Origin of the sequence: Limimaricola pyoseonensis, assembly GCF_900102015.1 — a bacterium.
GTDB lineage: Bacteria > Pseudomonadota > Alphaproteobacteria > Rhodobacterales > Rhodobacteraceae > Limimaricola > Limimaricola pyoseonensis.
The window spans coordinates 20,011-32,390 of the sequence record NZ_FNAT01000013.1; the positions used below are offsets into that span (position 1 = coordinate 20,011).

Annotated in this window: 10 protein-coding genes; 3 read left to right on the forward strand and 7 right to left on the reverse strand. The window is 70.3% G+C overall.

The genetic code is table 11. The annotated features are described in order from the left end of the window. Window positions 1-4: 4 nt before the first annotated feature. From BLT43_RS17655 to BLT43_RS17680, 6 genes are all read right to left on the reverse strand, one after another. Window positions 5-1,240, reverse strand: a complete 1,236-nt coding sequence (locus BLT43_RS17655; protein ID WP_242652350.1) for a CaiB/BaiF CoA transferase family protein — start codon at window positions 1,238-1,240, stop codon at window positions 5-7. Further along, window positions 1,237-2,019: an enoyl-CoA hydratase gene (locus BLT43_RS17660; protein WP_090115051.1), complete on the reverse strand. Its 783-nt coding sequence runs from the start codon at window positions 2,017-2,019 to the stop codon at window positions 1,237-1,239. The genes BLT43_RS17655 and BLT43_RS17660 overlap by 4 nt, the downstream gene beginning before the upstream one ends. Beyond that, window positions 2,016-3,296 (reverse strand): TRAP transporter large permease, encoded by a 1,281-nt coding sequence (locus BLT43_RS17665; RefSeq protein WP_090115053.1) that lies wholly within the window; start codon window positions 3,294-3,296, stop codon window positions 2,016-2,018. The genes BLT43_RS17660 and BLT43_RS17665 overlap by 4 nt, the downstream gene beginning before the upstream one ends. Then, window positions 3,296-3,862, reverse strand: coding sequence for a TRAP transporter small permease (locus BLT43_RS17670; protein ID WP_090115054.1), 567 nt, complete (start codon window positions 3,860-3,862; stop codon window positions 3,296-3,298). The genes BLT43_RS17665 and BLT43_RS17670 overlap by 1 nt, the downstream gene beginning before the upstream one ends. A gap of 179 nt (window positions 3,863-4,041) precedes the next feature. Next, window positions 4,042-5,022, reverse strand: a complete 981-nt coding sequence (locus BLT43_RS17675; protein WP_242652351.1) for a TRAP transporter substrate-binding protein — start codon at window positions 5,020-5,022, stop codon at window positions 4,042-4,044. Between the two features lie 139 nt (window positions 5,023-5,161). Further along, window positions 5,162-6,349 (reverse strand): pyridoxal-phosphate-dependent aminotransferase family protein, encoded by a 1,188-nt coding sequence (locus BLT43_RS17680; protein WP_090115055.1) that lies wholly within the window; start codon window positions 6,347-6,349, stop codon window positions 5,162-5,164. Between the two features lie 147 nt (window positions 6,350-6,496). Between BLT43_RS17680 and BLT43_RS17685 the strand changes: the two genes are divergently transcribed. Next, window positions 6,497-9,436, forward strand: coding sequence for an FAD-binding and (Fe-S)-binding domain-containing protein (locus BLT43_RS17685; RefSeq protein ID WP_090115056.1), 2,940 nt, complete (start codon window positions 6,497-6,499; stop codon window positions 9,434-9,436). Further along, the gene (locus BLT43_RS17690) at window positions 9,411-10,103 is read left to right on the forward strand and encodes a GntR family transcriptional regulator (protein WP_090115057.1); all 693 of its coding nucleotides are present in this window, start codon (window positions 9,411-9,413) and stop codon (window positions 10,101-10,103) included. The genes BLT43_RS17685 and BLT43_RS17690 overlap by 26 nt, the downstream gene beginning before the upstream one ends. A gap of 7 nt (window positions 10,104-10,110) precedes the next feature. On the opposite strand, the gene BLT43_RS17695 is transcribed toward BLT43_RS17690, so the two are convergent. Then, on the reverse strand, window positions 10,111-11,613 hold the full coding sequence (locus BLT43_RS17695) for a malonate--CoA ligase (protein WP_090115058.1): 1,503 nt from the start codon (window positions 11,611-11,613) through the stop codon (window positions 10,111-10,113). A gap of 102 nt (window positions 11,614-11,715) precedes the next feature. Here BLT43_RS17695 and BLT43_RS17700 point away from each other — a divergent pair, with 102 nt between their 5' ends. Then, window positions 11,716-12,369 (forward strand): GntR family transcriptional regulator, encoded by a 654-nt coding sequence (locus BLT43_RS17700; RefSeq protein ID WP_090115059.1) that lies wholly within the window; start codon window positions 11,716-11,718, stop codon window positions 12,367-12,369. Window positions 12,370-12,380: the final 11 nt, after the last annotated feature.

Sequence of the window (12,380 nt, forward strand, 5' to 3'; positions counted from 1 at the left end):
TGCCCTATCGCGCCCCGAGAGCCGCCTCGGGTTGCCTTGCGCCGTTTGGGTCGACCAGCGCGCCGGATGCGAGGAGCGCCGCGATCCGCTCGGACGGGTAGCCGATCTCTTCGAGCACCTCCCGCCCGTGCTGGCCCAGAAGCGGCGCGGGGCGCGCGTTCGGCGCCATGCCGGCCGAGTACTTGACCGGGTGGCCGATCCCCTGCACCGGCCCGGCCTGCGGGTGATCGGTCTCGACGATCATGCCGCGCGCCCGCGCCTGCGGGTCGGCCTGCATCTCGGGGATGCTCAGCACCGGCCCGGCCGGCAGGCCGGCCGCCTCCATGCGCGTGAGCCAGTCGGCGGTGTCGCGCGCCCGCAGGTGGCCGTTCAGGATCTCGACCAGCGCCGGCAGGTTCAGCATCCGGTCGCGGTTCGAGCCGAAGCGCGGGTCGGCGTCGAGCTCGGGCGCGCCGATCACCTGCAGCAGCCGCAGCCAGTTCTGCTGGTTGGCGGCGCCGACATTGATCCAGCCGTCGCGGGTCTCGAAGGCCTGGTAGGGCGCGTTGAGCGGATGCGCCGAGCCGACCGGCCCCGGCGTCTCGCCGGTGGCGAAGGCGATGGCGCTCTGCCAGTAGGTGAGCGTGATCCCGGCCTCGAACAGCGAGGTGTCGACCTTCTGCCCCTGCCCGGTCTCGCGGGCGCGGGCATAGGCCGCGACGCAGCCCATCGCGGCGAGGATGCCGGCGGTGATGTCGGTGATCGGCGCGCCGGGCTTGACCGGCGGCCGGCCCGGCCCCTCGCCGGTGATCGACATCAGCCCCGACATGCCCTGCGCGATCAGGTCGAAGCCGCCGCGGCTGGCATAGGGCCCGGTGCGGCCGAAGCCGGAGATCTCGCAATAGACCAGCCGCGGGTTGATCTCGCGCAGGCTCTCGTAGCTGAGGCCGAGCTTCTCCATCGTGCCCATGCGGTAGTTCTCGATCACCAAGTCGGCCCCGGCCAGCAGGTCGCGCAGCGCCTGCACCGCCTCGGGCCGCTTGAGGTCGAGCGCGATGCCGCGCTTGTTGCGGTTCATCATCAGGTAGGCGGCGCTCTCGCCCTCGATCTCGGGCGGCACGAAGCGGCGGCTGTCGTCGCCCGCGGGCTTCTCGACCTTGATCACGTCGGCGCCCATGTCCGCCAGCATCAGCCCGCAGGCGGGCCCGGCCATGATATGCGCGAGCTCCACCACCTTCATGCCCGCCAGCGGTCCGCTCATCTGCCCCTCCATTCCGGCTTTCGCTTGGCGAGGAAGGCCTCCATCCCGTGGCGGAAATCCTCGCTCATGTAGCACAACTCGATCAGGTCCGCGTCTTCGACCGCGCGCGCCTCGCGGTTACGGCGCATCGCCTCCTTGGTGGCGCGCAGCGTCAACGGCGCCATGCCCGCGAGCGTCTCGGCGATCCCGTCCGCCCGCGCCATCAGCGCCGCCTCGTCGGGCAGCACCTCCGAGACGAGGCCGATGGCGTGCGCCTCGCCGGCCTCGATCAGCCGGGCGGTGAAGATGATCTCGCGCAGCCGCCCGGCGCCGACCAGCTCGGTCAGCCGCGCGAGGTTGCCGGCGGCGAGGCAGTTGCCCAGCGTCCGCGCGATCGGGAAGCCGAAGCGCAGGGTCTCGGAGGCGATGCGGATGTCGCAGGCCGCGGCGATCGCCGCGCCGCCGCCGGTGCAGGCGCCGTGGATCGCCGCCAGCGTCGGCAGCGGGCAGGTCTCGAGGTCGCGCAGCACCGAGGCGATCCGCGCCTCGTAGTCATGCGCGTCGCGCGCCGTCTCGAAGCCGCGGAACTGGGTCATGTCGGTGCCGGCCGCGAAGGCCCGGCCGCCGGCGCCAGAGATCACCACCGCGCGGACCGAGCCGTCGGTCGGCACCGTGCGGCAGGCCTCGGCCAGCGCCTCGTACATGGAAAAGCTCAGCGCGTTGCGCGCCTCGGGGCGGTTGAAGACGAGGTGGAGCGTCGCACCGCGACGCTCCACGATCAGCTCATCGGTCGATGTCATCTGTAGAAGTACTCCACCAGGAAGAGCGGCACGGCCGGCACGTAGGTGCACAGCATCAGCACCGCGAGCAGCACGCCGACGAAGCCGACATTGACCTTCGATACCTCCCAGATATTGGCCCGCGCCACCGCGCAGCTGGTGATCAGCACCGAGGCCACCGGCGGGGTCTGCTGCCCGATCGCAAGGTTCAGCGTCACCACGAGGCCGAAATGCACCGGGTCGATGCCGGCCTGCTGGATCAGCGGGATGACGATCGGCACCACAAGGATGATCGCCGCCGCCGAGTGCAGGAAGAAGCCGATCACCAGGAAGAAGACGTTGAGGATCAGCAGGATCGCCCATTGCTCGGAGGTGATGGCGAGGATGCCCTGGGCCAGCTGCTGCGGGATCTGCGCCCGGGTCAGGAAGCCGCCCATCAGCACAGAGGCCGCGACCAGCAGCATCACCACCGCCGTCTGCATGCCGCCGTCGAGCATCGCCCGGCGCAGGTGCTTGAGATCGACGTTGCGATACCAGGCCGAGACGACGAGCGCCGCGATCACCGCGAGGCCCGCGGCCTCGGTGGCGGTGACGAAGCCGCCGAAGATGCCGCCGAGGATGATCACCGGCAGCACGAAGGCCGGCAGCGCCTCGATGAAGGTGGCCTTGAGGCGCGGCACGTTGAACGCCTCCTCGGTCGGCAGGTTGTAGCGCCGCGCGAACCAGTAGGCGACGCCCATCAAACCGCCCGCACCGAGCAGGCCGGGCACGAGGCCCGCGACGAAGAGCTGCTCCACCGAGGTGTTGGCCGAGGCGGCGTAGAGGATCATCGGGATCGAGGGCGGGATGATGATCGCGAGCGAGGCCGAGGACGAGGTCACCGCCGCCGAGAGCGCGCCGGAATAGCCGCGCTTCTTCATCTGCGGGATCAAGATCGAGCCCATCGCCGCGACGTCGGCCACCGCCGAGCCGGAGATCTCGGCGAAGAACAGCGACACGCCGATGTTCACCATGGCGAGGCCGCCGCGGATGAAGCCGATCAGCGCCGAGACGAAGTTGATCAGCCGGTCGGTGATGCCGCCGGCGTTCATGATCGCGCCGGCCAGCACGAACATCGGGATCGCGATCAGCGAGAACTTGGTCGCGCCGCCATACATGTCGAGCGCGATGGTCGCGAGCGAGTTGACCCCTTCCGTCGCCAAGAGGCCGATCACGCCGGCCATGGCCAGCGCCACGGCGATCGGCACGTTGATGCAGATCAGCGCCACCAGCGCCACGAAGATGAACAGCATCAGCATCAGCGGACCTCCCCGACCACGTGGCCGGCGTTCTTGTGCATCTCGGTGTCGACCTCCTCCTCAATCTCGGCATGTTCGAGCGAGATGCCGCGCGCGGTCTTCGACCAGTAGTCCGGCAGGCTCAGAAGCTGCCCCGCGATGAACAGGATCGCGCCGACCGGGATCACCGACTGGGTCAGCTGCACCGGCACCCATGTGAGCGAGACGAGGTAGGAGCCCTCGAGGATCGCCAGCACCTGGAAGCCGGCCTGCGCCATCAGCACGAAGAAGGTCAGCACCACCGCCTCGCCGAAGGCGAGCGCCGCCATGCGCCAGCGCGGCGGCAGCGCCAGCAGCACCGTGTCGAAGCCGATATGCCGCCGCTTCAGCGCCGCCAGCGCCGAGCCGTAATAGGTGATCCAGGCCAGCATGATCGCGGCGACCTCGTCGTACCACGAGAAGCTCTCGCCCAGGAGCCGGGCCAGCACGGCGACGATGACCACCCCGGTCAGCGCCACCATCAGCGCCACGGTGATCCATTCGAGCAGCAGCGCCATCACGGCGGATATTCGGTTCAAGATGTCCATGGGCCCCTTGGTCCCTGCGGCCTGTGTGGGGCGGCGGGCCGCGCGCCCGGCGCCGATCGCGGCTGGCTGTGTCATCGTTCACTCGCTGGAGGGCTGGCCCCGCGCCCCGCGGGCGCGGGGCAAGGGGGGGATCGGATGCGACCGGGGCGCCGCCCTTTTGGACGACGCCCCGGCCCCGTTCAGCTCGACCCGCCGCCGAGCGCGAGCACCTTGTCGATCAGATCGCCGCCGCCCTCGACCTCGGCGGCGAAGGCGTCGTAGATCGGCCGCGACGCCTCTATGAAGGCGGCCTTGTCGGCCTCGTTGACCTCGACCCCGGCGGCCTTGATCTCCTCGAGCAGGTCCACCTCCATCTGCGCGGCGGTCTCGTAGGTGAAGTCCTGCGTCTGCGCCGCGCAGTCGCTCAGCACCGCGCGCACCTCCTCGGGCAGGTCGTCGAAATGCTTCTTCGAGGCGAGGATGTAGGCCGGCGTGTAGACGTGGCCGGTGATCGACAGGTAGTCCTGCACCTCCTGGAACTTGGCCGAGGCGATCTGGGCGTAGGGGTTCTCCTGGCCGTCGATCACCCCGGTCTGCAGCGCGGTGAACACATCCGAGAAGGACATCGGCGTCGGGTTGGCGCCGTAATGCTGGAACATCTTCACCCGCCAGGCGCCGTTCGGCGTGCGCAGCTTCACCCCGTCGAGATCGGCGGGCACGTTGACCGGCCGGACGTTGTTGGTGATGTGGCGAAAGCCGTTCTCGGCCAGGCCGACGATGGTGTAGCCGTTCTCGTTGGCCGCGCCCTCGAACACATCCATCATCTCGCCCTGGACCCGGCGCATGTGGTCGCGGTCCTGGATGATGTAGGGCATCTCGAACACCCCGAAGCGGTCGTCGACCGAGGACATCACCGACGAGGGCAGCGCGAAATGCACCTGCCCGAGCTTCAGCTTCTGCAGCAGCTCCTGGTCCTTGCCGAGCTGCGACGAGCCGAAGGCCTGGACCTCGGCCGCGTCGCCCAGCTCGGCATTGGCGCATTCGGCGAAGTGGTTCGCGGTCGCCTCGAACAGCGAGCCGGGATTTCCGACATGGCCGAAGCGCAGCGTCATGTCGGCGGCCATGGCCTGGCCGGCGATCAGCGCGGACAGCGCCGCACCGGCGAGAATCTTGGTGTTCATGGGTTCCTCCTCCCTATGGACCCGTCGTCCCGGAGGGGGGCGGCGGCCGGCCGTTCCGGCTCTGTCCGCCGCTCCCCTCGCCCGCGTCGCGCACCCGCCGCCGCCCTGCCCCTCGGGGGCGCGCGGCGGGCGCGCCGACTCACTCGGCGGCGGCCCTGAGCGCGGACTGGCCGCCCCCGAGCACCTGCATCGCCGCCTGCACGCCGCCCTTGCGATGCGGCACGCCCGCATCCGAGAGCGCCATCTCCACCCCCGCCAGCGTGCCGCAGAGCATGAGGTCGTTGAAATCGCCCAGATGCCCGATCCGGAACACCCGGTCGGCCACCTTGCTCAGCCCGTTGCCGAAGGAGATGTCGTAATTCTCGAGCGCGATCGCCCGGAACCGGTCGGCCGAATGCCCCTCGGGCATCATCACCGCGGTCAGCACGCCCGAGCGGTCCTCGGGCCGGGCGCAGAGCACCTCGAGCCCCCAGGCCTCGACCGCCGCGCGGGCGGCCTCGCCATGCCGGGTGTGGCGGGCGAAGACGTTCTCGAGCCCCTCCTCGCGCAGCATCGCGATCGCCTCGTTCAGCCCGTAGAGCAGGTTGGTCGCGGGCGTGTAGGGGAAGTAGCCGGTGTCGTTCGGCCCCATCATGTCGTCCCAGGCCCAGTAGGCCTTCGGCAGGCCTGCGGTCTTCGATGCGGCCACGGCCTTCTCGCTGACCGCGTTGAAGGACAGGCCCGGCGGCAGCATCAGCCCCTTCTGCGAGCCCGAGACCGTGACGTCGACGCCCCATTCGTCATGGCGGTAGTCGATCGAGGCCAGCCCCGAGATCGTGTCGACCATGAACAGCGCCGGGTGGCCGGCGGCGTCGATGGCGCGGCGGATCGCGGCGATGGGCGAGACGGCGCCGGTCGAGGTCTCGTTGTGGACCACGCAGACCGCCTTGATCTCGTGGGCCTCGTCCTCCTTCAGCCGGGCCGCGATCGCGTCGGGGTCGGCGCCGCGGCGCCAGTCGCCCTCGATGAAGACCGGCTTCAGCCCCAGCCGCTCGGCCAGCTTCTTCCACAGCGTCGCGAAATGGCCGGTCTCGTACATCAGCACGGTGTCGCCGGGCGACAGCGTGTTGACCAACGCCGCCTCCCAGGCGCCGGTGCCGGAGGACGGGTAGATGATCACCCGGTTCTCGGTGCCGAACACCCATTTCGCGCCCTCCAGCGCGGCGCGGCCGACCTCGGCGAAGGCCGGGCCGCGATGATCCATGGTCGGGTAGTCCATCGCCCGCAGGATGCGGTCTGGCACGTTGGACGGGCCGGGGATCTGCAGAAAATGACGGCCAGCAGGCATCTGGGACGCTCCCTTGATCATTGGCCGCCGCGTCGGGCGCCCCCTTCCGGCGGGGGCCTCGGGCCTTTCGGTTGACCTGAATTGAATTCTGAATTCATAATTCCTGTCAAGGAACAATATGTCGGACGGGGCGGGGAGAGCGACAGGATGCTGCGCGAGGGGCTGAGGCGTCGGCTGGCCGACGAGTTCGAGGGCGAGGTGCTGTTCGATGCCTTCTCCCGCGGGCGCTACGCGACGGATGCGTCGCATTACCAGATCATGCCCGCCGGGGTGGCGGTGCCGAAAAGCGCGGCCGACGTGGCCCGCGCGCTGGCCGCGGCCCGCGAGGACGGCGTGCCCGTCACCATGCGCGGCGGCGGCACCTCGCAATGCGGCCAGACCATCAACACCGGGCTGATCCTCGACGGCTCGCGCCATCTCAACCGGATCCTCGACCTCGACGTGGCGGGGCGCCGCGCGCTGGTGCAGCCGGGCATCGTGCTCGACGAGCTGAACCGCCAGCTCAGGCCGCACGGGCTGTGGTTTCCGGTTGATGTCTCGACCGCCTCGCGCGCCACCATCGGCGGCATGGTCGGCAACAATTCCTGCGGCGCGCGCTCGCTGCGCTACGGCACCACGCGCGACAACGTGATCTCGATCCAGGGGCTGCTCGCCGACGGCAGCGAGTTCGACTTCGGTCCCGGCTCGGGCAATAGCGTGCCCGAGCCGCTGCTGCACCGGCTGCTCGGCATCGGCGAACGCGAGGCTCGCGAGATCGCCCGCCGCTTCCCGCAGGTGCAGCGCCGGGTCGGCGGCTACAACATCGACGCGCTGGTGCCGAACGGCCAGCCGGTCAACCTCGCGCATCTGCTGGTGGGCTCCGAGGGCACGCTCGCCGTCTCGACCGCGATCGAGATCAAACTCTCCCCCCTGCCCGCGCAGCAGAAGGCGCAAGGGGTGTGCCACTTCCCGACCTTCCGCGCGGCGATGGAGGCGGCGCAGCACCTCGTGAAGCTCGACCCCACGCAGGTCGAGCTGGTCGACCGCACCATGCTGAACCTCGCCCGCGAGATCCCGGTCTTCGTGCCGACCCTCGATGCCTTTGTGAAAGGCGACCCTGCGGCGCTGCTGTTCGTCGAGTTCGACGACCCCGACACCAATGCCGAGCGGATCGCCGAGCTGCACGACACCATGTCCGATCTCGGCTACGGCTTCGGCCGGGGCGGCGCGCAGGAGGGCGGCGTGGTCGAGGTCTGGGACGCGAAGCTCATGGCCGATATCGGCGAGCTCAGGAAGTCGGGCCTCAACATCATGATGTCGATGAAGGAGGCCGGGAAGCCCGTCTCATTCGTCGAGGACGCGGCGGTGCCGCTCGAGCACCTCGCCGACTACACCGACCGGCTGACGGACGTGTTCCGCAAACACGGCACCGAGGGCACGTGGTACGCCCATGCCTCCGAAGGCTGCCTGCATGTCCGCCCGGTCCTGAACCTGCGGCTCGAGAAGGACGTGAAGGCGATGCGCGCCATCGCCGAGGAAGCCTTCGACATGGTGCGCGACTACAAGGGCTCGCATTCGGGCGAGCATGGCGACGGCATCGTGCGCTCGGAGTTTCACGTGAAGATGTTCGGGCCGCGCCTCGTGCGCGCCTTCGAGGAGGTGAAGGACGCCTTCGACCCGGAGCGGCGCTTCAACCCCAACAAGATCGTCGAGCCGCCGCGCATGGATGACCGGTCGCTCCTGCGCTACCCCGAGGGCTACCGCTTCGACGATCTGCAGACCGGTCTCGACTGGTCGGCCTGGTCCGGCGCCTCGGGCGGCTTCCAGGGCGCGATCGAGATGTGCAACAACAACGGCGCCTGCCGCAAGCTCTCGGGCGGGGTGATGTGCCCGAGCTACCGGGTGACCCGCAACGAACGGGACGTCACCCGCGGCCGCGCCAACGCGCTGCGGCTGGCGCTGTCGGGCAGGCTCGGGCGCGACGCGCTCTTCTCCGACGAGATGGCCGAGACCTTGAAGCTCTGCGTCGGCTGCAAGGCCTGCCAGCGCGAATGCCCGACCGGCGTCGACATGGCGAAGATGAAGACCGAAGTGCTGCACCAGCGCGGCAAGAAGCTGGGCTTCTCGCTGAAGGACCGGCTGATCGCCGAGATGCCGCGCTACGCCCGCCTCGCCGCGCGGGCCGGCCCGCTCTTCGCGCTGCGCGAGCGCGTGCCGGCGGTGGCGAAGCTGGCCGAGCGGATCACCGGCATATCGGCCCGCCGGACCCTGCCCCGCTTCCGCCGCGACGCCTTCCGCGAGGCCGAGATCACCGCCGCGCCGGCGGGTAGTGCGGGCGAGGTCGTGCTCTTCGCCGACAGCTTCAACCGCTGGATGGAGCCGGAAATTCCCCGCGCCGCGCTCAGGGTGCTGACCCGCGCCGGCTACACCGTGCATTCGGCGATGCCCGGTGGCGAGCGGCCGCTCTGCTGCGGGCGCACCTACCTCGCCGCCGGGATGCTCGGCCGCGCGCGCGCCGAGGCGCGGCGCACGCTCGAGGCGCTCTTGCCGCATGTCGAGGCGGGCCGCCCGGTGATCGGGCTGGAGCCGTCCTGCCTGCTCACCCTGCGCGACGAGTTCAAGGCGCTGCTGCCGGGCGAGGAAGCCGAGCGGCTGGCCAGGCATGCCCTGCTCTTCGAGGAGTTCGTCGCCCGCGAGACGGCGGCCGGGCGGATGCAACTGCCCTTCTCCTCCGGGGCCGCGACGGCGCATGTGCACGGCCATTGTCACCAGAAGGCCGCCGGCGCGATGGGCGATATGGAACGCGCGCTGGCGGCGATTCCCGGGCTCGACGCCAGCGTGATACAATCGTCCTGCTGCGGCATGGCCGGCGCCTTCGGCTACGGCGCCGACACGATCGACGTGTCGCTCGCCATGGGCGAGGCCGAGCTGCTGCCCGCGGTGCGCCGCGCCGCGCCCGATGCGCTGATCATTGCCAACGGCACGTCCTGCAGGCATCAGATCGCCGACGGCACGAGGCGGCGGGCGCTGCACATCGCCGAGGTCTTCGACCGCATGACCTCGGACGCGAAAGGAGACCGGCATGACGGCCAATCCGCAGATCCCTGACCCGGCCGGGCTGCTGGCCCGCCCTGCCCTCGCGGTGCAGGTGGCCGACGTGCTGCGCGGGCTGATCCTCGAGGGCGAGCTGAAGGGCGGCGAGAAGATCCGCGAGCGCGAGCTGACCGAGCGCTTCGGCGTCTCGCGCACGCCGCTGCGCGAGGCGATGAAGATCCTCGCCTCGGAGGGTCTGATCGACCTGATCCCGAACCGCGGCGCGGTGGTGGCGCGGCGCAGCGACGCCGAGCTGGCCGACGCCTTCCCGGTGCTCGCAGCGCTTGAGGGCATCGCCGGGCGGCAGGCGGCCGAGCGCGCGAGCGACGCCGAGATCGCCGAGATCGCGCGGCTGACCGGGGCGCTGCGCGACGCGGTCGGCGCCGGCGACCGGCCGCTCTACTTCGAGATCAACCAGAAGATCCACGCCGCCATCCTCGCCGCCAGCCGCAACGAGATGCTGGCCCGGACCCACGCCACCGTCGCCGGGCAGATCCACCGCGCCCGCTACCAGGCCAACCTGACCCGCAGCCGCTGGGAAAAGGCGCTGGCCGAGCACGAGCGCATCGCCGAGGCGCTGGCGGCGCGCGACGGCGCGGCGCTGGGGACGCTGCTTCACGACCACATGATGGCCAAGCTCACCGCGATCCTCGAGGCGCGGCGCAGCGGCGCGGCGGGCTGAGCCGCGCTCAGCCGCCGAAGCGGTCGCGCAGCTGGTTCTTCTGCACCTTGCCCATGGCGTTGCGCGGCAGCTCGCCTACGATCTCCAGCCGCCTGGGCTGCTTGAAGCGCGCGAGGCTGCCTTGCATCGCCGCCATCACCGCGTCCGTGTCGATGCGCGCGCCCGGCTTCGGCACCAGCACGCCCAGCACCGCCTCGCCGAAATCAGCGTCCTTCACACCGATCACCGCGCTTTCCAGCACGCCGGGCTGCGCGTCGAGCAGCAGCTCGATCTCCTTGGGGTAGATGTTGTAGCCGCCCGAGATGATCAGGTCCTTGTCGCGACCGACGATGGTGACGTAGCCGTCCGCGTCGATCCGGCCGAGATCGCCGGTGATGAAGAAGCCGTCCGCGCGCAGCTCGGCCGCGGTCTTCTCGGGCATCTGCCAGTAGCCCTTGAAGACGTTGCGCCCGCGCACCTCGATGATCCCGACCTCGCCCTGCGGCAGCGGCTCGCCGGTCTCGCGGCCGGTGATCTTCAGCTCGACCCCGGGCAGCGGGAAGCCGACCGTGCCGGCGCGGCGCTCGCCGTCATGCGGGTTCGAGGTCGACATGTTGGTCTCGGTCATGCCGTAGCGCTCGAGGATTCGGTGGCCGGTGCGCGCCTCGAACTCGAGATGCGTCTCGGCCAGGAGCGGCGCCGAGCCGGAGATGAAGAGCCGCATGTTGCGCGCGGTCTCGGCGGTGAAGCGCTCGTCGCCCAGAAGCCGCGTGTAGAAGGTCGGCACGCCCATCATCGTCGTGGCCCGCGGCATCAGCTCGATCACCCGGTCGAGGTCGAACTTCGGCAGGAAGATCATCGACCCGCCCGCCAGCGCCAGCGTGTTGGTCGCCACGAAGAGCCCGTGGGTGTGGAAGATCGGCAGCGCGTGCAGCAGCACGTCGTCCTCGGTGAAGCGCCAGTGATCGACCAGAACCCCGGCGTTGGACAGCAGGTTGTCCTGCGTCAGCATCGCTCCCTTGGAGCGCCCCGTCGTACCCGAGGTGTAGAGAAAGGCGGCAAGATCGTCGGCGCTCCGCGCGGCGGTGTCGTAGTTCTCGGGCATCGCGCCCGCGCGCTGCATCAGCGTGCCCGACCCGTCGGGGCCGAGCGTCAGCAGCGCCGCGCCGAGCCGGTCGCAGAGCGGGGCCAGCGCGCCCTGCGCGCCGGGGTCGCAAACGAGGATCCGCGCGCCGCTGTCCTCGACGAAATAGCTCAGCTCTTCGGTGGTGTAGGCGGTGTTGAGCGGCAGGAAGACGAAACCGCCCTGCACGCAGGCGGCATAGAGCGCCAGCGCCTCGGGCGACTTGGCAACCTGCGCGGCCAGCCGGTCGCCCGGTCGCAGCCCGGCGGCGGAGAGGGCATGCGCGATCTTCGCCGCCATGGCGAGAAAGCCGTCATAGCCGATCTCGCGCCCGTCCTGCAGGTGCAGGAACGTCCTGCCCTGCCCGGCATGGCGTCCGAAGATCGTGTCGTAGAGCGGGTTGGCCATTCTCGATCCTCCTCCTCGCGCGCCGCCACGCTGCGCGGGATTGCATGCAGTGTCAAGTTTTCGTATACAATTTGGCATCAACTGCATATGCGAGGGGGCGCGATGAGCGGCAGCCGCAGCGACCTGATCGCCGAAACGCTCGAGCAGGACATCCTGCGCGGCCGCTTCGCGCCCGGCACCCGTCTCGACGAGACCCGGCTGGCCAAGGAGCACGGCGTGTCGCGCACGCCGATCCGCGAGGCGTTCCAGAGGCTGTCGGCCGCCGGGCTGGTCGAGCAGGTGCCGCGCCGCGGCGTCTTCGTGCGCGAGATCGGCACGGTCGAACTGCTCGAGATGTTCGAGGTCATGGCGGAGCTCGAGGCCGCCTGCGGCCGCCTTGCCGCGCGGCGCATCGCGGACGCGGCGCTGGACGAGCTGGAGGCCGCCAATGCCGGTTGCCGCGCGGCGATGGAAGCGGGCGACATCGACGGCTATTACCTCGAGAACGAGCGCTTCCATCACCGGCTCTATGCGGAGTCGGGCAATGCCTTCCTGTGCGGCGAGGCGCGGCGCCTGCATCGCCGGCTCCGGCCGTTCCGCCGGATGCAGCTGCAGCTGCGCGGCCGGATCCCGCAATCGATGAACGAGCACGAGGCGATCATGGCGGCGCTGCGCGAGGGCGATGCCGAGCGCGCGGCATCGCTGCTACGCGACCACGTGGCGATCCAGGGCGAGAAGTTCCGGCTGCTGGTCGCGGGCCTGCGGACGGCCGGCTGACGCCGGCCCGC

What these genes read in the sequence shown, in the direction of transcription:
- BLT43_RS17655 (WP_242652350.1), bottom strand. Translation starts at nt 1,240, where the DNA reads ATGAGCGGACCGCTGGCGGGCATGAAGGTGGTGGAGCTCGCGCATATC.
- BLT43_RS17660 (WP_090115051.1), bottom strand. Translation starts at nt 2,019, where the DNA reads ATGACATCGACCGATGAGCTGATCGTGGAGCGTCGCGGTGCGACGCTC.
- BLT43_RS17665 (WP_090115053.1), bottom strand. Translation starts at nt 3,296, where the DNA reads ATGCTGATGCTGTTCATCTTCGTGGCGCTGGTGGCGCTGATCTGCATC.
- BLT43_RS17670 (WP_090115054.1), bottom strand. Translation starts at nt 3,862, where the DNA reads ATGGACATCTTGAACCGAATATCCGCCGTGATGGCGCTGCTGCTCGAA.
- BLT43_RS17675 (WP_242652351.1), bottom strand. Translation starts at nt 5,022, where the DNA reads ATGAACACCAAGATTCTCGCCGGTGCGGCGCTGTCCGCGCTGATCGCC.
- BLT43_RS17680 (WP_090115055.1), bottom strand. Translation starts at nt 6,349, where the DNA reads ATGCCTGCTGGCCGTCATTTTCTGCAGATCCCCGGCCCGTCCAACGTG.
- BLT43_RS17685 (WP_090115056.1), top strand. Translation starts at nt 6,497, where the DNA reads ATGCTGCGCGAGGGGCTGAGGCGTCGGCTGGCCGACGAGTTCGAGGGC.
- BLT43_RS17690 (WP_090115057.1), top strand. Translation starts at nt 9,411, where the DNA reads ATGACGGCCAATCCGCAGATCCCTGACCCGGCCGGGCTGCTGGCCCGC.
- BLT43_RS17695 (WP_090115058.1), bottom strand. Translation starts at nt 11,613, where the DNA reads ATGGCCAACCCGCTCTACGACACGATCTTCGGACGCCATGCCGGGCAG.
- BLT43_RS17700 (WP_090115059.1), top strand. Translation starts at nt 11,716, where the DNA reads ATGAGCGGCAGCCGCAGCGACCTGATCGCCGAAACGCTCGAGCAGGAC.